Source organism: Caulobacter sp. 1776 (genome assembly GCF_040545685.1).
In the GTDB taxonomy this organism is placed as follows: Bacteria; Pseudomonadota; Alphaproteobacteria; order Caulobacterales; family Caulobacteraceae; genus Caulobacter.
The window spans coordinates 488,011-506,327 of sequence record NZ_JBEPMI010000003.1 but is presented as its reverse complement, the minus strand read 5'-3'; the positions used below and the strand labels follow the sequence as shown (position 1 = coordinate 506,327).

Here is an 18,317-nt window from a genome sequence, read left to right as displayed (position 1 = left end):
CCGGGCGTAGCGCAGCGGAGACCCGGGACCGCACCGGGCGCGGAGCTTTCGGCGGTCCCTGCTCGGCGCGCTGCGCGCTTGGCCGGGATGACAGCTTTTGCCTAGCCCCGCCGCGACAGGCGGATCGTGCCGTCGGCGGCTTCCGTGGCCCGGACGGGGAAGGCGCTGGTCACGGCGGCGACGAAACCCTTGGGCTCGGTGGTCTGGAAATAGCCGGCCAGGCGCAGGCCCGAGATCGACGGATCGGCGATGCTGACCTGCTGGCGATTGTAGCGGTTGAACTCGGCCACCGCCTGCTCCAGCGACTGGCCGTTCAGGGCGATGGCGCCCTGGCGCCAGGCCAGGGCCCGGTCGATCTCGCTCTCGGACACCGCGCGCGAGCGGCTGCCGGCCGAGCTGTAGATCGCCGCCACCCCGGCGGTCAGGCGTAGCTCGTCCTTGCGCTCGGCGGGCTCCGGATCGAGCGCGACGGCGCCCTTGCGGACCGTGACGATCGCGCCGTCCGAGCGCAGGCGCACGGCCATCTCGGTAGAGCCGTCGGCCTGCATCACCGCGTCGGCGGCCTTGATCACGAACGGCCGCGAGTCCTTGGCCGCCTCGAACACCGCCTCGCCGCGCACCAGCTTCACCTCGCGCACGCCGTTGCGGTAGCGGACCAGGACCTTGCTGTCGGTGTTCAGCTCGATGCGGCTGTTGTCGCTGAGCACCACGACCCGGCGCTCGCCGATCGCGGTGGCGTAGGCGGTCGAGGTCCCGAACGACAGCGCGCCGGTCACGACCACGGCCATGACCGCCGCGACCGCCATGCCCCGCGCCCACGGCGAGCGGCTCAGGCCGGGCAGAGCGGGACGCCGCGCCGGCTCCAGGAGATCGCGTTCGGGCGCGCCGTCGGCGGGCCGCAAGGCGCGCAGGCGGTCCAGCCGCGCCCAGGCGGCGGCCTCGCGTTCGAAGGCGGCCTCGTGCTCATGGCTTTCGTCACGCCAGGCCTCGAAGGCGGCGCGATCGGCGTCCGAGCACGAAGGGTCGTCAAGCTGGACCACCCAAAGGGCGGCCGCCTGCCTCACCGTTTCGCGTCGTGATCCCGTTTCGCGCTCCATGAGCGTCCTTCGTCCACTCTGTTCTTGCGTCCGATACGCCGTCCGAGCTTCTCGGAACAGTACCGAAGGCCTTTTACCAGATGCTTCTCAACAGTAGAGACGGACAGGCCCATCCGAACCGCTATCTCCTCTGGCGAGAGACTGTAAACTTTTCTCAACGTGAAGACGCGTCGGCATTGGGTGGGCAGCTCGGCGATCGCGTCGGCCAGGGCCCGCAGCTCCTCACGCGATTCGAGCACCATCTGGGCGCCGGGCGCCTCGTCCATCGGTTCGATGCGCTCGAAGTCGGCGACGGCGGTGATGGTCAGCACCTTGCGGCGGCGCAAGGCGTCCAGGGCGCAGTTGCGCAGGATGCGGGTGGCGAAGGCGCCGGGATTGCTCACCTCGCGCCAGGTCTTGCAGGCGATGGCGCGGGCGAAGGTCTCGTGGACCAGATCTTCCGGATCGGTCTGGCCGTCGCGGCAGAACTGCCGCCCATAGGCCAGAAGGTCCGGCTCCAGCGGCAGGATTTCCCGCCGGAACCAGGCGCGCCTGTCTTCGTCGTCCTGAGCCATAAACGCTCCCCTCGGAGCGCAGCCAAGCCCATTCGCGAGAGGTTGGCAACCCGGCGGCCCTGATCCAGGTCCCGAACAGGGCCGGGCGCCTATCGCGCGGTCATACCTGACCTGTCATCCCGGCCGCGGCGTAGCGGAGGGCCGGGATGACAGTTTCCGCTGCCTAGTCCTCGATCGGATTGCGCCGCGTATCCTTCAGGAACAGGCCACCGATAACGGCGGTCACCGCCGCGATGATCACCGGGTACCAGAGGCCCGAATAGATATCGCCGGTGGCCGCCACGATCGCGAAGGCCGTGGTCGGCAGGAAGCCGCCGAACCAGCCGTTGCCGATGTGGTAGGGCAGCGACATGGCCGTGTAGCGGATCCTGGTCGGGAACAGCTCGACCAGCATCGCCGCGATCGGGCCGTAGACCATGGTCACATAGATCACCAGCAGGGCCAGCAGACCGATGACCTTGGGCTTGTCGACCAGGGCCGGGTCGGCCTTGGCCGGATAGCCGGCGGCCTTCAGCTGGTCGCCGAGGTCGGCTTCCCAGGCCTTGCGGGCGGCGGCGAAGGCCTTGCCGGTGGTCCCTTTCGCGTCGAAGCCCTCCAGCGTCACGCCGCCCACTTGGACGGTGGTCGCCGCGCCGGCCGGGGCGGCGTGGGCGCTGTAGCTGACCCCCGCCTTGGCCAGATAGCCCTTGGCCACGTCGCAGGGCGTGTTGAACTTGGCCTTGCCGACCGGATCGAACTGGAAGGCGCAGGTGGCCGGGTCGCTGGACACCACGACCGGGGCCGAGGCCTCGGCCCGCGCCAGCACCGGATTGGCGGCCACGGTAATGGCCTTGAAGATCGGGAAATAGGTCGCCGCCGCCAGCACGCAGCCCAGGATGATGATCCACTTGCGGCCGATCTTGTCAGACAGCCAGCCGAAGAACACGAAGAACGGCGTGCCGATCAGCAGGCTGGTGGCGATCAGCATGTTGGCGTGGGCGCCGTCCAGCTTCAGCGTCTTTTCCAGGAAGAACTGGGCGTAGAACTGGCCGGTGTACCAGACCACCGCCTGGCCCATGGTCAGGCCGAACAGCGCCAGCAGCACGACCTTGAGGTTCTTCCAATCGCCGAAGGCCTCGGCCAGCGGCTTCTTGGTCCCCTTCCCCTCGGCGATCATGCGCTGGAAGGTCGGGCTCTCGTGCAGCTTCAGGCGGATCCACAGCGACACGCCCAGCAGCAGCAGCGAGACCAGGAACGGGATGCGCCAGCCCCAGGTCTTGAAGGCGTCCTCGCCCAGCTGGGTGCGGGTGACCAGAATGACCAGCAGCGACAGGAACAGGCCCACGGTCGCCGTGGTCTGGATCCAGCTGGTGTAGAAGCCGCGCTTACCTTCCGGCGCGTGCTCGGCGACATAGGTGGCCGCGCCGCCGTACTCGCCGCCCAGGGCCAGGCCCTGAACCAGGCGCATGACGATCAAGGCGATCGGCGCGGCGACGCCGATCTGCTCGTACGAGGGCAGCAGGCCGACCACGAAGGTCGACAGGCCCATCAGCAGCATGGTGATCAGGAAGGTGTTCTTGCGGCCCCAGATGTCGCCCAGGCGCCCGAAGATCACCGCGCCCAAGGGCCGGATCGCGAAGCCGGCGGCGAAGGCCAGCAGGGCCAGGATGAAGCCGGTGGTCTCGTTGACGCCCGAGAAGAAGTGGCCGGTGATGATCACCGCCAGCGAGCCGTAGAGATAGAAGTCGTACCACTCGAACACGGTGCCGAGCGAAGACGCCCCGATCACCAGCGCGTCGCGCCCTTTAGTGGGCGCGGCTTGGCTGTCAGCCCCCATACGCGTAGTCCCTTTCCCTCGATCGCGCCGCGTGTCCCCCGCGGTCGCCCCAATGCGGGGAGACCCTAACTCGACGAACGCGACTCTTGCGACCGAGGAAATCTAGTAACGGTCACTTTTGTCAGACAAACGTTTCGGCCTAGGGCTGATCGACATTCAACATTGATCGCCCTTTTTAATCCGCTCATCCCCGCGAAAGCGGGGACCCAAGCGGACTCTCAGCGTGTGGCTCGGCCCTGGACCCATCCGCCGACTCGGCTTGGGTCCCCGCTTTCGCGGGGATGAGCGGCGCTTGGGGCTGAATGTCGATCCGCCCTAGGCGGCGGGCGCCTCGGTCACCGGGAAGGGCGCGCCGGGCAGGTACAGCAGGATCGGGCGGATCTCGTAGACCGCCGTCGGATTGGCCTTGCGCAGGTCGCGGGCCATCCCGACCGCCTCGTCCTGCGTCGCGGCGTCCACCACATAGAGGCCCAGCAACTGCTCCTTGGTCTCGGCGAAGGGGCCATCGGTGATGAAGCCCGCGCCGGGGCCGCGCAGGGTGACACCGCCGCCCGTGGCGCCCAGCCGCGCCGCCGGCCCCAGCTGGCCCTTGGCGGTCAGGCGGTCATGCACCTGATTCAGCTCGGTCATCAGCGCGGCGTCTTCCTCGGGCGTCCAGGACTGGACCGTCCCTTCCTCGTGATAGGCCAGGATGGCGTAGAGCATGCGGCGGCGTCCTCGGAGGTGTTGTCGCCGCGGAGGTGACACGGAAAACGCCGTTCGCCAAGCCGCCGACCGGGCTGACGAGGCCGGAATGTTGCGCCATAACCGGGCCGGACACAGGAGCCGCCATGACCGTTTCGAAGATCGCCCGCCGCGCGCTGATCGGCGCCATGGCCGCCCTCGCCGCCTCGCCGGCCCTGGCCACCGGCAAGCCTCGCGTCGCCATCGAGACCGACAAGGGCGTGATCGTCGTCGAGCTGGAGGACAAGAAGGCCCCGATCACGGCGGCCAACTTCCTGGCCTATGTCGACCGCCATCGCTTCGACAACGGCCAGTTCTTCCGCGCCAATCGCGCCAAGGGCGCGCCGGGCGCCGGCTCGATCCAGGGCCAGCCCAAGCCCTATTCCCGCCGCGCCCCGCCGATCGCCCACGAGAGCACGCTGAAGACCGGCCTGAAGCATAAGGCGGGGGCGATCTCGATGGGCCGCGACGCGCCGGGTTCGGCGACCGCCGACTTCTTCATCTGCGCCAGCGCCCAGCCCTACCTGGACGCCAAGCCCGGCAAGTCCGACGCCGCCCAGGGCTACGCGGTGTTCGGCTATGTCGTGCAGGGCATGGACGTGGTGAAGAAGATCCTGGCCGGCCGCACCGACGGCGTGACCAATGTCCCGTCGATGAAGGGCCAGATCCTGAACCCGCCGGTGAAGATCATCTCGATGAAGCGGGTCGGTTGACGGATCGGACGCGCTGAGGCTTTCATGAACTCAGCGCGCTTCTGGAGCGCCGCCTGTCCGCGGCAAGGGAGATCCTCCCATCCAGCCTGATCTTCCAGATCCTTACGAGCCTTCTTCCGGCCCTTCGTAAGCGGACGTTCGGCCATGGGAAGGAAGGTTTGCCATGAGCCGCGAGCTCACTGCGAAGACTCGACTCGAAACTCTGCGCAAGGACGCCAAGCGCTGGCTGAAGGCCTTGCGCGCCGGTGATCCGGCCGCTCGGTCACGCCTCGCCGAAGCCTGGTCCGCCGCGCCCGCCGAACCGACGCTGCGCGATGTCCAGCACGCCCTGGCCCTGGAATATGGCCAGGAGAGCTGGATCGCCCTGAAGGCCGCGCTGGATGACCTGGCCATCGAACGCCAGAGCCGGAGCCAGCGGATCGAGCAGATCCTCCGCCACGGCTGGGACGGCCAGCCGGCCATCGCCCGCCGCATCCTGGCGCGTCATCCGGACCTGGCGCGCGACAGCCTGTTCACGGCGGCGGCGGCCGGCGATCTGGAGACCGTCGCGCGCCACCTGGCCCGCAATCCCGAAGCCGTCCGACGCGTCGATCCCTCGCGCGGCTGGACCGCCCTGACCCACGTGACCTACGGCCGCCTAGACGACGTCAACGGCCTGGCCATGGCGCGCCTGCTGCTGGACGCCGGGTCGGATCCGAACTTCGGCTTCACCGACGACTGGCAGACCCCGTTCAAGGTGATCACCGGCGCCATCGGCCTGGGCGAAGGCGCCAAGCCCAGCCATCCGCGGGCCGAGGCGCTGGTGGCGATGCTGGTGGCGGCGGGCGCGGACGCCTACGACTCCCAGTCGCTCTACAACGTCTCGATCGTCGGCCACGACACCCACTGGTACGACATCCTGTGGCGCCAGGCCGAGGCGGCGGGAAAGCTCGACGACTGGCGCGTCAAGGGCCCCGGCCGGCTGGGCGAGCACCTGGGCTGCTCAACCCTGAACTATCTGCTCGGCAACGCGGTCGGACAGAACCACCTGGACCGCGCCCGATGGCTGCTGGAGCGCGGCGCCGACGCCGACACGCCGCATGCCTATGAGAAGCGCCCGGTCCTGGCCGTCGCCCGGCTGTCGGGCTTCTCGGCGATGGCCGCGCTGCTGGAGGCCCACGGCGCGACGCCGGTCGCCTTGGACGGCGCCGACGCCCTGCAGGCCTTGGCCGCCGTCGGCGACGAGACCGGCGCCCGCGCCCTGGTCGCCGCTCGGCCCGAGGTCGTGCGCTCGCCCAAGCCGCTGCTGTCGGCCGCCGAGCACGGCAACGCCCCGGCCGTGGCCCTGCTGCTGGCGCTGGGCGCGGATCCCATGGCCGCGGGCCACGAGGGCATTACGCCCCTGCACCGCGCCGTGCAGTCGGGTTCGCTGGAGGCGGTCGAGCACCTGCTGGCGGCCGGCGCGGATGTCGATGTCCGGGAGCGCCGCTGGAGCGGCACGCCGCTGAGCTGGGCGGTCGTGCTGAACCAGCCGCATCTGGCCGAGCGTCTCGCGCCGGTCAGCCGCGACGCCCGCGCCCTGGCCAGCCAGGCCCGGCTGGAGCGCCTGGCCGCCGTGCTCGACGCCGAGCCGAGCCTGATCAACCAGCAAGCGCCGGGCGATGATCCGACGCTGCTGTTCTGCCTGCCTGACGACGAGGACGACGCCCTGGCCGTCGCCCGGCTGCTGCTGTCTCGCGGCGCGGATCCGAAACGCCGCAACGACAAGGGCGACACCGCCGCCGACGCCGCGCGCAAACGCGGGCTGGATGAGGTGGCGGAGGTGTTGGGCGGCTGATCTCCTCACCCGTGCAACGGGGGAGGTGGATCGGCGCGGATACGCGACGAGACGGAGGGGGCGTCAGGCGGATGTGAGCGCCCCCTCCGTCACGATGCTCCGCATCGCGCCACCTCCCCCGCTTCGCGGGTGAGGAGGTTCAGGCGACCGTCTTGAACGGCGCCGTCACGGTTTCCGGCGGCGGCGCCGGGCAGTTCTTCTCCAGGAACTCGCCCAGGCTCGGCAGGCCCGCGACCTGAGCCGCCAGCATCGGCGCCGACTGGTCCAGGGTCTGCTGGATCACCTCGTACGGCACGGTGTCGACCAGCTGCTGATAGCGCCGGGGCCGGACGCCCATGCCCTCCATGACCGACTGCCACGACGGATTGCGGAACATCTCGTCGACGCCCTCGCGCAGGACGCCGTGGGCTTTGAAGAGTTCGATGCGCGCTTTCAGGCTGTCGGGGATCGGCGCCGCGCGGCAGGCTCGCCAGAACGACGTGTCCTCGCGCTGGGTCGTGCAGTAGTGCAGCACGATGAAGTCGCGGATCTCCTCGTAGTCGGCCGTCATACGGCGGTTGTACTCGGCCGCCAGCGCCGGGTCGCAGTCGCGGTCGGGGAAGAACCGCAGCAGGAAGTCCATGCCGCGATAGATCAGGTGCAGGGCCGTCGACTCCAGCGGCTCGATGAAGCCGCCCGAGAGGCCCACCGCGACCACGTTCTTCTCCCACGGGCGCTGGCGCATGCCGGTCTTGAACGGGATGAACATGGGCTCCATCAGCATCTCGCCCTCGACCTGGCGCACCAGGGTGGCGCGCGCCTCGTCGTCGCTGATGTGCTTGGAGCTGAACACATAGCCATTGCCGGCGCGGTGCTGCAGCGGGATGCGCCAGCGCCAGCCGGCGTCCTGGGCGGCCACCAGCGTATAGGGATGCGGCGGGCCGACGTTCTGGGTCTGCACCACCACGGCGCGGTCGCAGAGCAGCACATCCGACCAGTCGACGAACGGCGTCTCCAGGGTCTTGCCGATCAGCAGGGCGCGGAAGCCCGAGCAGTCGATGAACAGGTCGCCGGCCACCTCGCGGCCGTTCTTCATGATCACCTTGGCGACCGAGCCGTCCGGATGGGTGACGACGTCGGTGACGATGCCCTCGATGCGCCTGACGCCGCGCGCCTCGGCGAAGTCACGCAGGAACCTGGCCACCAATCTGGCGTCGACGTGCAGGGCGTAGCTGGCCCCAGCGATCAGGCTGCGTTGCGCCTTGAACGGCAGCATGAACTTGCCCCGATCGGCCATCCGCGTGGCGGGCGCGAAGTCCTGCAGGTTCGAGGGATGGCCGTTGGCCTTGGCGCGCAGCCAGCACTGATAGAACTCGTGCGGGCCGATCGGGCCGCCGATGGCGCCGAACGGGTGATAGTAGGTCTCGTCCTTGACCCGCCAGTCCTCGAAGCGGATGCCCAGCTTGAAGCTGGCCTGGGTGGCCTGGATGAATTCGCGCTCGTCGATCCCCAGGTTGGAGATCAGCTGTAGGAACGGCGGGATGGTCGACTCGCCGACCCCGATCGTGCCGATCTCCTCGGACTCGATCAGCTCGACCTCGCAGCCCCCGTTCTGGAAATAGTGGCTGAGCATGGCCGCCGAAATCCAGCCGGCCGAGCCGCCGCCGACGATGACGATCTTCCTGATGGCGTTGGGATGGGTGTTGGTCATCAGGCGTCTCCTACTGCGCGGCGATCTGCGTGGGGCGGCAGTATTCTTCCAGGAAGGCGCCATGCGGCGGGGCCGAGGCCACCACCTCGCGGATAGCCTTGCGCATCTCGGCCAGCGGCGCGCTGAGCGTCTTCGGGTCGATGCCATCCAGGGCGGGGTCGATCATCTCCGGCAGCAGGTCGAAGCCGGCATAGATCGCCATCCAGCTGGCCGGCTGGAACATCTCCCAGCGATAGCGGACGAAGTGGCCGCGCTGGCGGAACAGGTCGACCTTGCGCTGGAGGGTGTCGGGCAGGGTTATGGCGTTGCAGTCGCGCCAGAAGGCCGTGTCGCCGCGCTTATTGGCCCAATAGTGCAGGATGATGAAGTCGCGCACCCGTTCCATCTCGCGCCTGGACCAATCGTTGAACTCGTCGACCAGTTCGGGCGCGAAATCCTTGTCCGGGAACAGCGCCTTGATCTTGTCGATGCCCGTCTCGATCAGGGCGATCGAGGTGCTTTCCAGCGGCTCCAGGAAGCCCGACGCCAGGCCCAGGGCAATGACGTTCTTGTTCCACGCCTGCTTGCGGCGGCCGGGGTTGAAGCGGATCTGGCGGGGCTCGTGCAGCAGCGGATCGGGCACGGCCGCCTTCAGCTCGGCCAGGGCGTCCTCGTCGCCGATATGGCGCGAGGAATAGACGTAGCCGTTGCCGTAGCGGTGCTGCAGCGGGATGCGCCAGCGCCAGCCGGCCGTGTGGGCGGTGACGTCGGTATAGGGCATCGGATCGCCGACACCTTCGCTCTGGACGGCGTAGGCCCGATCGCAAAACAGCAGGTCGCTCCAGGACTCGTAGCCGGTTTGGAGCGCCTCCTCGATCAGCAGCCCGCGGAAGCCCGAACAGTCGATGAACAGGTCGCCCTCGACCGTCTCGCCCGTATGCAGGTCCAGCGAGGCGACGAAGCCGTCCTCGGGCCTCAGATTGACCTTGGTGATCCTGGCGTCGATGCGGCGCACGCCGTTGTCCTCGGCCACCCGGCGCATCAGCTGCGCGAACAGGCCGGCGTCGAAATGCAGCGCCCAGTCGAAGATCGACAGGGTGGAGGGCGGATTGCGCGACGGGGCCATGAACTTGCCCGCCCGCGCCAGCGCGGCGCCCAGCGAGTAGTCGGCGATGTCGGTCGGTTCGCCCGCTTGCGCCAGCTTGCGCCAATAGTGATGGAACGCGATCCCGCGCAGATCCTGACCGAACAGGCCGAACGGGTGGATGAACGACTGGCCCTCGCCGCTCCAGCCGTTGAAGCGGATGCCCAGCTTGCAGGTTGCCTGGGTAGCCCGCATCACCTCGATGTCGGTCAGGCCTAGTAGCTGGTAGAAGCCACGAATGGTGGGGATGGTCGCCTCGCCCACCCCGATCGTCCCGATCTCGGAGCTTTCGACGACGGTGATCTCGAGCGGACCGCCCTGGAAATGCCGGCGCAGCGCCGCCGCCGCCATCCAGCCGGCCGTCCCCCCGCCGACGATCACGAGCTTGCGGATCCTGTTGTCCTGCATCGGACCGCTCCCCAATGAGCACGCTCGAACATCCGGATCTGACGTCCGGTTGGGGTCAGGCTAACGACTGATCGCCGCGCCCGACAGATCCCGCCTCCAGAAAAGATGGCCGCCGTGGAAAACCACGGCGGCCGCAGGAGGTCAGAGGGATAGGCTCACCAGCGCGCCCGGACGCCCAGCGTGTAGCGGGGTTCGAACTCGTTCTGGCGGATGTACTGGGTCTTACCCTTGGCGAAGCGCGCGTAGTAATCCTCGATCTCGCCAGTCACGTTCGACCCGTTGAAGTAGACGGTGACGTTGTCGCGAACGTTGTAGCTGACGTTCACGTCCACATAGCCCGCGCTGTCCTGGTAGATCGGGATGTTGTTGCTCATCACCTCGGCTAGACGGTCGGTGCGATAGTTGTAGGCGACGCGCGCCTGCAGCTTGTCGTTCTGGTACCAGCCGACCAGGTTGAACTGGTGCTTGGAGTTGTCCTGGAAGGGCAGCTTCTCGCCGTCCAGACCGGTCCGCGACTCCTTGCTCGGCGAGTAGGTGTAGTTGGTGTCCACGCCGAAGTTCGAGAAGAAGCCGGCGTCGGGCATGAAGTCGCTGACCGCCAGCTTGGCGCCGACTTCCAGACCCTTGACCTCGCCGCCGTCGCCCTGGATGGGCAGGGTGACGTTGACCGTGCGGCGGATGACGCCGTCCTGGTCGGGGAAGCGACCCGTCGTGACGCCGCTGGTCACGAAGCTGTCGATCTTCAGCTTGAAGGCCGAGATGTTCAGCATCGAGGCGCGGCCGAAATAGTACTCGATGGCGCCGTCGAAGTTCTGCGACCGCCAGGGGTTCAGGTTCGGGTTGCCGTCGGCGTTGGCGCTGGTGACGCAACGGACGTTCGGCAAGGCCGCGCCGCAGTCGGCGGTGTTGATCTTCAGACCGCCGCCATAGCTGCCCAGGTCGAGCGGCTGCATCGTCTTGCTGTAGGCGAAGCGGAACTTCAGGTGCTCGTTCAGATCGTACGAGACGTTCAGCGACGGCAGCCAGTCGGTGTACTTGCGCTGGGTGACGTTGTCGCCCGCGTCGGCGTTGGTGTCGCCGTAGTTGCGGGTGTCGCCGGTGAGGTTCTGCTTCACCGTCAGCTCGGTCTCGATCACGCGCAGGCCAAAGTTGCCCGACAAGCCGCCGGCCTCGAAGTTCATCGCGCCATAGGCGCTCTGCTCGTTCAGGCGGACGTCGTAGGTCTGGCCCGGCACCTGCACGCGGATGGCGCCGCCGAACACCTTCTTGTGGAAGGCTTCCGCGTCGTCGAAGTCGCGCGGATCGATGGCCCAGAAGCCCGGGATGCCGCTGGTCACGCCGCCCAGGTCGTCGACCCAGACCACGTTGTTGTAGGTGGACAGGCCCGTCGGCGCGTTGACCGTGTAGCCTTGGAACACCGGCTTGCCGGTGACCGGATCCGGCACGAATTCGCCGGCCTGGCACTGGTTCTGGTTCATGACGACGTCGATGGCCTTCCACTGGGCCTCGCAGCCGCCGGCCGGAACCGGCAGGCCGTTGGCCTGCACCGCGCCCGGCGTGCCGCCGTAGAAGCCCGAGAACAGGTGGAACTGCTCGACCTCGACGGTGCGCTTGCTCTGGCGGACGCCGGCGTCGATCTTGGTGATGAAGCCCAGCAGCTTGTCGTCGAACTTGTAGTGGCCGTCGGCGCGGAACACGTTCATGTCCGACTCGATCTCGTTGTTGCCTTCCGACGAGAAGGCCCCGATCGCGTAGCTGTCCTTGTTGGCCATGTAGTCCTTGAGGGACTTGCCTGCGCCCAGGCCGCCGGCCAGCGGACGGTCGAAGCCGCTCCACACCGGGTGATCGCCGCTGATGTTGTAGTGCAGCTGCGGATTGGCGCCGTAGCCCAGCGGGTTCGGATCCAGATAGCAGCCGCCTGCGCTGCCGGTGACGGCGTTCGTGCGGCGCGCCGCGCCGAACTTGTCGCAGATCGCCTTGGGATAGAAGGTGCCGCGCGTGCGGTCGGCGGGATCCCGGAACAGGTTGAAACGGCCGTCGGCGTAGCGCCAGTTGGACAGGTCGCCCTGGGCCTGGCCGTTCATGCTGAGGCGATCGCCGTCGGCGCGGATGGCTCGGGCCTCGAAGGTGAACGGGCCGCCGTTGTCGTAGTTGAGCTCGAGGCTGTAGTTCTTGGTCTTCGACTTGGTCGTGCGGTTGACGGTGAAGGAGTTCACCCACCACGCATTGATGTCGTACTCGTCGACGGCCAGCCAGTTGCCGATGCCGACCGGCGAGGACACCGTCGGCTGGTTCCAGACGCCAAAGGCGCCGCCGTCCCAGCGGTTGGAGATGTTGATGCCGACGGCGCGATTATATTCGTCGAGCTTGGCGTAGAAGCCCTCGGCGATCAGGGTGAAGCCTTCGCCCAGGTCGGCCTCGAAGGCGGCGTTGACGCCGATCCGCTTGCGCTCCACCACGCGGTTGAAGCTCTCGTAGCCGTGGGGCGAGATGTAGCTGGTGGCGAAGCCGCCGCCCCAGTCGTTGTTGCCCGACAGGCCGACGGTGCCCGAATAGTTGTTGCCCAGGTTGGCCCGGCTGGCCGCCGCGCCGACCATCAGGCCGACCCGGTCGTTGCGCCAATTGGCGACGCCGTTCAGCAGATAGTCGTCCTTCTTGGTGCGATCGCCGCGCTGGGCCTCCGCCGCGCCCGTCAAGGTGAAGCCCTCGCCGAACTGGAACGGCCGGCGCGTGCGCAGGTCGATGGTGCCCGAGATGCCCGAGAGCGCGTTCTTGGGATCGGTCGACTTGTAGACCAGCACCTGGTTCATCAGCTGCGATGGCACGTCCAGCAGGTTCGGCTGGGCTTCGCCCATGTTGCCGGCGCTGAGATATTGCTCGCCGTTCAGCAGGGTGATCACCTGCCGCAGGCCGCGGATGTTGACGGTCTTGCCTTCGCCGGCGTCGCGCTGGATCTGGATCCCCGAGATGCGTTGCAGCGAGTCGGCGATGGTGACGTCCGGCAGCTTGCCGATGTCTTCCGACGAGATGGCGTCGACGATCGAGGCCTCCCGGCGCTTGACGTCGACCGACTTGATCTGGGACCCGCGAACGCCGGTGACGACGACTTCCTCGACCGTCGTGTCGCTGGCGGCGGCGGTTTGGGCGAAGGCCCCGCTGGCCAGGGCCAGCTGCGACGCGCCGGCGACCAGCGCCAGCGTCAGGCCGCGCCCGAGCACGGCTTTCCTTGCTTCCTGTGACAATTCCTCGCTCCCCAATTTATATCGTTCTTGTTGGCCGCCCGCCGCTCGCGCCGCCGCTCTTGTGGCGACTGTCGAGAAGCGCTGGGCCTTCGCCGGCTCCGGTCGATCGCTTGTCCCGCGACTGTCCAGGTCCCTCGAAGGCCCGAAGGCCGGACGTTCGATTCCAGCCCCGCGCCTTCGTCGAACGCCGTCACCTTCCCCAAATGTCCCAGCCAAGTCAACAATAATGTCAACGTTGTCATTCTTGCCCGACAAGGGCTCGGGGCGTCTCGCCGAGAGCCGATCACCGCCCGCGCGGCGGGGCCGCCGGTGCCAAATTCCGGCGATCCGGCGACAGATCCGTTGTTTTATTTATGCTTTTTGAACAGATCTCTGAAGGGAGCGTCGGGGAATTGTACCGCTACCACAACGCGCGCGGGCCGCTGCCCCTCGCCTCCAGACCGCTCGCCCAGCGCTGAGGCAGGCGCCATGAATGTCCTGTAAATGTCCTGTCATGCGACGATATTTGACCCATTTTGTCCTGACGCCATGACAGGCCGGACAAGATGGACTATGGCTTTGGTCGTTCGCCGCCTTGCGGACGCCGCCTTTCGCTGATGGGGTGGCGTGACAAGCTTGGCGGTAGGGCGAGTACGGGGACCTCATGACGACGATCACCGACGTGGCTGAACGGGCGGGCGTTTCGCCAAAGACCGTCTCCCGCGTTCTCAACGATCACGACAGCGTCAGCGCCAAGACGCGCGATCGGGTCCGCGCGGCCATGAGCGACCTGGGCTATCAGCCCAGCGCCGTGGCCCGCAGCCTGCGCTCCCAGGGTTCGGGTTCGGTCGGCGTGCTGATGGGCGACCCGTCCGGCGGCTACCACACCCGCGTCCACCACGCCCTGCTGCTGGCCTGCGTCGAGACCGGCCGCCACCTGTCGGTCGACCTGTCCGAAGGTCCGATCCCCGGCTGGGCCGATCGCGTCCGCGCCTTCGTGCGCGACGGCGGCATCCGCGAGATGATCCTGCTGCCGCCCGAGTGCGACTTCGGCCCGATGAAGGAGCTGATGCGCGAGCTGGACGTGCGCTGCGTGCTGATCACCCCGACCACGCCGGACCCGTACTTCCCCGCCATCGGCATGGACGACCGCGCCGCCGCCCGCGAGGTGGTCGAGCACCTGTTCTCGCTGGGCCACACCCGCATCGGCCACATCGCCGGCCATCCGGACCACGCGGCCAGCACCCACCGGCGCAACGGCTTCTTCGAAGCCTACGCGGCCCGAGGCCTTCCGAGACCCGCGCCCGAGCTGATCGTCCAGGGCGAGTTCACCTTCAAGACCGGCATCGACGCCGCCAGGCGGCTGCTGGACATCGACGAACCGCCGACCGCGATCTTCGCCGCCAATGACGACATGGCCGCCGCCACCTGCATGGAAGTCCAGCGCCGCGGCCTGCGGATCCCGGACGACGTGTCGGTGGTCGGCTTCGACGACGCCCCGATCGCCGGGGTGATCTGGCCGACCCTGACCACGATCCGCCAGCCGTTCGAGCAGATGGCCTTGCGCGCCATGCAGGCCTTCGCCGCCTGGAACGCCAACGAGGGCGCCGGCAAGACCAACACCCCCTTCCTCGCGCAGCACACCCTGGTGGCGCGCGAGTCCACCGGTCCCGCGCGGAGCGGCCCGCCGCCCCGTCGGAAGACTTAAAAACCCTCCCCCGCCGCGGTCCGACGCCGCGCGGGGCTTCTAGAACAAGACCACGGAGGAAACATGACTTCGACGACCTGGCGGGGCCTGACGCTCGCTCTGCTGATCGGCGCCTCGGCCTCGGCGCTGACCGTCGCCCCGGCGCTGGCCCAAGCCGCCAAGAAGGCGGCCGCGGCGCCGGCCCATCCGTGGCTGAACGCCAAGCTGAGCGCCGACCAGCGCGCCGACCTCGCCCTGAAGGCGATGACCAACGACGAGAAGTTCACGATCATCTTCGGCTACTTCGGCTCGGACATGAAGCCGAAGTACACGCGCCATCCGGACTCGCTGGACGCCTCGGCCGGCTATGTCGCCGGCGTGCCGCGCCTGGGCATCCCGGGCCAATGGCAGACCGACGCCGGCGTCGGCGTCGCCACCCAGGGCAGCCACCAGGGCCTGCGCGAGCGCACCGCCCTGCCCTCCGGCATGGCCACCACCGCCACCTGGAACCCCGAACTGGCCTTCAAGGGCGGGGCGATGATCGGCAAGGAGGCCCGCGACTCGGGCTTCAACGTCCAGCTGGCCGGCGGGATCAACCTGATGCGCGAGCCGCGCAACGGCCGGAACTTCGAATACGGCGGCGAGGATCCCTGGCTGGCCGGCGCCATGGTCGCGGCCCAGATCAAGGGCATCCAGTCCAACAACATCATCTCGACGATCAAGCACTACGCCCTGAACGGCCAGGAGACCGGCCGCTTCGTGGTCAGCAGCAACATCGACGACGCCGCGGCCCGCACCTCGGACCTGCTGGCCTTCCAGTTCGCCATCGAGCAGTCGGACCCCCACTCGGTGATGTGTTCCTATAACCGCGTCAACGGAACCTATGCCTGCGAGAACGACTGGCTGCTGAACACCGTCCTGAAGAAGGACTGGGGGTACAAGGGCTACGTCATGTCGGACTGGGGCGCCGACCACTCGTCGGCCAAGGCCGCCAATGCCGGCCTCGATCAGGAATCGGCCGGCGACGCCTTCGACAAGGCGCCGTTCTTCGGCGCGCCGCTGAAGACCGACCTGGCCAGCGGCAAGGTCAGCCAGGCCCGGATCGACGACATGGCCCGCCGCGTGCTGCGCGCCATGTTCGCCAGCGGCCTGGTCGACCATCCGCTGAAGGGTGGCCCGGACTCGCTGCCCGCCGCCGAACTGGCCGCCCACGCCAAGATCACCCAGGCCGACGCCGAGGAGGCCATCGTCCTGCTGAAGAACGACGGCGGCCTGCTGCCCCTGGCCAAGACCGCCAAGACCATCGCCGTGATCGGCGCCCACGCCGACGTCGGTGTGCTGTCGGGCGGCGGTTCGTCCCAGGTCTATCCGGCCGGCGGCCGCGCGGTGAAAGGCCTCGAGCCCGCCACCTGGCCAGGCCCGGTGATCTACTATCCCTCCTCGCCGATGAAGGCGCTGGCCGCCCGCTATCCTGGCGCCAAGCTCGTCTATGACGACGGGACCGATCCCGCGCGCGCGGCGAAATTGGCGGCCGACAGCGACCTGGCCCTGATCTTCGCCGACCAGTGGACCACCGAGTCCCGCGACGCCGAGAGCCTGAACCTGCCCAACAACCAGGACGCCACGATCGACGCCGTGGCCTCGGCCAGCAAGAAGACCGTGGTCGTGCTGCTGACCGGAGGTCCGGTGGTCATGCCCTGGCTCGACAAGGTCGGCGCCGTGGTCGAGGCCTGGTACCCGGGCACGGCCGGCGGCGAGGCCATCGCCCGCGTGCTGACCGGCGAGGTCGACGCCTCGGGCCGCCTGCCCGTCAGCTTCCCCAAGAGCGTCGCCGACCTGCCCCGTCCCAAGCTGGACGGCGTCGGCAAGGCCGAGGGCGAGATGTTCGACGTCGACTACAACGTCGAAGGCGCCGCCGTCGGCTACAAGTGGTACGACCTCAAGCGGATCGAGCCGCTGTTCCCGTTCGGCCACGGCCTGTCGTACAGCCAATTCGCCTATTCGAACCTGACGACCGGCGTCGCCGGCGACAGGGTCACGGTCAGCTTCGACGTCAAGAACGTCGGGGCCCGCGCCGGCAAGGACGTGCCGCAAATCTACGTGGCCCCGAAGGCGGGCGGCTGGGAAGCCCCCAAGCGCCTGGCCGGCTTCAAGAAGGTCGCGCTGGCGCCGGGCGCGACCCAGCGCGTGATCCTGACGGTCGACCCGCGCCTGTTGGCCACCTGGGATGGCAAGGCCCACGGCTGGTCGATCGCCGCCGGCCAATACGACATCGCCCTGGGATCCTCGTCCCGGACCCTTTCCTCCACCGCCCAGGTCACCCTGGCGGCCCGGAGCCTGCCGGTTTCGCCGGCAGGCAAGTAAGGGTCGGCGGGAGACCCCTTTCCCGCCGCCTCTCTGCAAGTCTCTTCCCTTTCAGGAGCGTCGCCCCCAGCGGCGCTCCTTTTTTCGTCCGCGCGCTTGCATGGCGTCATTTATACTATAATTAAGCCAGGCCGCGCGTAACGACGGCGGGAGGAAGCACAGCGTGATCCGGATCGGCCTCGTCGGCGTGGGCAAGATCGCCCATGACCAGCACCTCCCCGCCCTCGCCGCGGACCCGCGTTTCCAACTGGTCGCCGCGGCCAGCCGCAGCAAGCCCGACCTCGGCGCGATCCCGGTCTTCCACGACATCGAGGCGATGCTGGCGCGGGGACCCGCTCTGGACGCCGTCGCCCTCTGCACCCCGCCCCAGGCCCGCCGCGAGACGGCGCTGGCCGCCTTGCGGGCCGGCAAGCACGTGTTCCTGGAGAAGCCGCCCGGCGCCACGGTCAGCGAGGTCGCCGAACTGGCCGCCGTGGCCCGGGATCATGGCGTGGTGCTGTTCACCAGCTGGCACTCGCGCTTCGCCGCCGGCGTGCCGCGCGCCAAGGCCTGGCTGGCCCAGCGTCCGGTTCGCAAGCTGGCCATCGAATGGCGCGAGGACGTTCGCCGCTGGCACCCCGGCCAGACCTGGATCTGGCAGGCCGGCGGCCTGGGCGTCTTCGACCCGGCCATCAACGCCCTGTCGATCCTGACCGAGATCCTGCCCAACGAGGTGTTCGTCACCGACGCCAGGCTTCAGGTTCCCGAGAACGTCCAGTCGCCGGTCGCCGGACATGTGGCGATGACCACCCTCTCCGGCGCGGCGATCACCGCCGACCTCGACTTCCTGCAGACCGGCCCCCAGACCTGGGACATCACCGCCTGGACCGATGACGGCGTGCTGAAGCTGTCGCTGGGCGGGGCCGAGATGACGATCGACGGGATCCCCGTGGAGGTCGGCGAGAACCGGGAATATCCGGGGCTCTACGACCGGTTCGCGACGCTGGTGGAACGCGGCGAATCCGAAGTGGATGTCCGGCCGCTGACCTTGGTGGCGGACGCCTTCCTGGTGGGGACACGGGAGATCGTCGAGGCCTTCGTCGAATAGGCCTTGCCCCTTGACCAA

At 68.4% G+C, this 18,317-nt stretch carries 12 protein-coding genes and 1 pseudogene; 5 read left to right on the top strand and 8 right to left on the bottom strand.

Features of this window, described 5'->3' with window-relative positions; all coding sequences use genetic code 11:
- Window positions 1–101: 101 nt before the first annotated feature.
- The 4 genes from ABIC66_RS11000 to ABIC66_RS10985 form a co-directional block, all read right to left on the bottom strand.
- The gene (locus tag ABIC66_RS11000) at window positions 102–1,097 is read right to left on the bottom strand and encodes a FecR family protein (RefSeq protein WP_354070187.1); all 996 of its coding nucleotides are present in this window, start codon (window positions 1,095–1,097) and stop codon (window positions 102–104) included.
- Window positions 1,061–1,651 carry an RNA polymerase sigma factor gene (locus tag ABIC66_RS10995; RefSeq protein ID WP_354070186.1) on the bottom strand — a complete coding sequence of 197 codons (591 nt, stop codon included), beginning with the start codon at window positions 1,649–1,651 and terminating at the stop codon, window positions 1,061–1,063. The genes ABIC66_RS11000 and ABIC66_RS10995 overlap by 37 nt, the downstream gene beginning before the upstream one ends.
- A gap of 163 nt (window positions 1,652–1,814) precedes the next feature.
- A complete protein-coding gene (locus ABIC66_RS10990; protein ID WP_354070184.1) occupies window positions 1,815–3,467 on the bottom strand; it encodes an MFS transporter in 1,653 nt (550 codons plus the stop codon).
- 315 nt (window positions 3,468–3,782) lie between these two features.
- On the bottom strand, window positions 3,783–4,172 hold the full coding sequence (locus tag ABIC66_RS10985) for a YciI family protein (protein ID WP_354070182.1): 390 nt from the start codon (window positions 4,170–4,172) through the stop codon (window positions 3,783–3,785).
- A gap of 125 nt (window positions 4,173–4,297) precedes the next feature.
- On the opposite strand from ABIC66_RS10985, the gene ABIC66_RS10980 reads away from it, so the two are divergent.
- Both ABIC66_RS10980 and ABIC66_RS10975 read left to right on the top strand, forming a co-directional pair.
- Window positions 4,298–4,903: a peptidylprolyl isomerase gene (locus ABIC66_RS10980; RefSeq protein ID WP_354070181.1), complete on the top strand. Its 606-nt coding sequence runs from the start codon at window positions 4,298–4,300 to the stop codon at window positions 4,901–4,903.
- 163 nt (window positions 4,904–5,066) lie between these two features.
- Window positions 5,067–6,719 carry an ankyrin repeat domain-containing protein gene (locus ABIC66_RS10975; RefSeq protein ID WP_354070179.1) on the top strand — a complete coding sequence of 551 codons (1,653 nt, stop codon included), beginning with the start codon at window positions 5,067–5,069 and terminating at the stop codon, window positions 6,717–6,719.
- Between the two features lie 3 nt (window positions 6,720–6,722).
- On the opposite strand, the pseudogene ABIC66_RS24220 reads toward ABIC66_RS10975, so the two are convergent.
- The 4 genes and pseudogenes from ABIC66_RS24220 to ABIC66_RS10960 form a co-directional block, all read right to left on the bottom strand.
- Window positions 6,723–6,809 (bottom strand): annotated as a pseudogene (locus tag ABIC66_RS24220) (hypothetical protein); the annotation flags it as partial.
- 49 nt (window positions 6,810–6,858) lie between these two features.
- The gene (locus ABIC66_RS10970) at window positions 6,859–8,409 is read right to left on the bottom strand and encodes a tryptophan halogenase family protein (protein ID WP_354070178.1); all 1,551 of its coding nucleotides are present in this window, start codon (window positions 8,407–8,409) and stop codon (window positions 6,859–6,861) included.
- A gap of 10 nt (window positions 8,410–8,419) precedes the next feature.
- Window positions 8,420–9,940, bottom strand: coding sequence for a tryptophan halogenase family protein (locus ABIC66_RS10965; RefSeq protein ID WP_354070176.1), 1,521 nt, complete (start codon window positions 9,938–9,940; stop codon window positions 8,420–8,422).
- A gap of 155 nt (window positions 9,941–10,095) precedes the next feature.
- Window positions 10,096–13,182, bottom strand: coding sequence for a TonB-dependent receptor (locus ABIC66_RS10960; protein WP_354070174.1), 3,087 nt, complete (start codon window positions 13,180–13,182; stop codon window positions 10,096–10,098).
- 643 nt (window positions 13,183–13,825) lie between these two features.
- On the opposite strand from ABIC66_RS10960, the gene ABIC66_RS10955 reads away from it, so the two are divergent.
- From ABIC66_RS10955 to ABIC66_RS10945, 3 genes are all read left to right on the top strand, one after another.
- On the top strand, window positions 13,826–14,869 hold the full coding sequence (locus ABIC66_RS10955) for a LacI family DNA-binding transcriptional regulator (RefSeq protein ID WP_354070172.1): 1,044 nt from the start codon (window positions 13,826–13,828) through the stop codon (window positions 14,867–14,869).
- A gap of 63 nt (window positions 14,870–14,932) precedes the next feature.
- The gene (locus ABIC66_RS10950; RefSeq protein WP_354070170.1) at window positions 14,933–17,212 is read left to right on the top strand and encodes a beta-glucosidase family protein; all 2,280 of its coding nucleotides are present in this window, start codon (window positions 14,933–14,935) and stop codon (window positions 17,210–17,212) included.
- A gap of 163 nt (window positions 17,213–17,375) precedes the next feature.
- Entirely contained in the window at window positions 17,376–18,299 is a 924-nt protein-coding gene (locus tag ABIC66_RS10945) for a Gfo/Idh/MocA family protein (RefSeq protein WP_354070168.1), read from the top strand.
- Window positions 18,300–18,317 lie beyond the last annotated feature (18 nt).

Excerpts from the sequence above, each read along its gene's own strand:
- ABIC66_RS11000 (WP_354070187.1), bottom strand. The coding sequence starts at position 1,097 with ATGGAGCGCGAAACGGGATCACGACGCGAAACGGTGAGGCAGGCGGCC.
- ABIC66_RS10995 (WP_354070186.1), bottom strand. The coding sequence starts at position 1,651 with ATGGCTCAGGACGACGAAGACAGGCGCGCCTGGTTCCGGCGGGAAATC.
- ABIC66_RS10990 (WP_354070184.1), bottom strand. The coding sequence starts at position 3,467 with ATGGGGGCTGACAGCCAAGCCGCGCCCACTAAAGGGCGCGACGCGCTG.
- ABIC66_RS10985 (WP_354070182.1), bottom strand. The coding sequence starts at position 4,172 with ATGCTCTACGCCATCCTGGCCTATCACGAGGAAGGGACGGTCCAGTCC.
- ABIC66_RS10980 (WP_354070181.1), top strand. The coding sequence starts at position 4,298 with ATGACCGTTTCGAAGATCGCCCGCCGCGCGCTGATCGGCGCCATGGCC.
- ABIC66_RS10975 (WP_354070179.1), top strand. The coding sequence starts at position 5,067 with ATGAGCCGCGAGCTCACTGCGAAGACTCGACTCGAAACTCTGCGCAAG.
- ABIC66_RS10970 (WP_354070178.1), bottom strand. The coding sequence starts at position 8,409 with ATGACCAACACCCATCCCAACGCCATCAGGAAGATCGTCATCGTCGGC.
- ABIC66_RS10965 (WP_354070176.1), bottom strand. The coding sequence starts at position 9,940 with ATGCAGGACAACAGGATCCGCAAGCTCGTGATCGTCGGCGGGGGGACG.
- ABIC66_RS10955 (WP_354070172.1), top strand. The coding sequence starts at position 13,826 with ATGACGACGATCACCGACGTGGCTGAACGGGCGGGCGTTTCGCCAAAG.
- ABIC66_RS10950 (WP_354070170.1), top strand. The coding sequence starts at position 14,933 with ATGACTTCGACGACCTGGCGGGGCCTGACGCTCGCTCTGCTGATCGGC.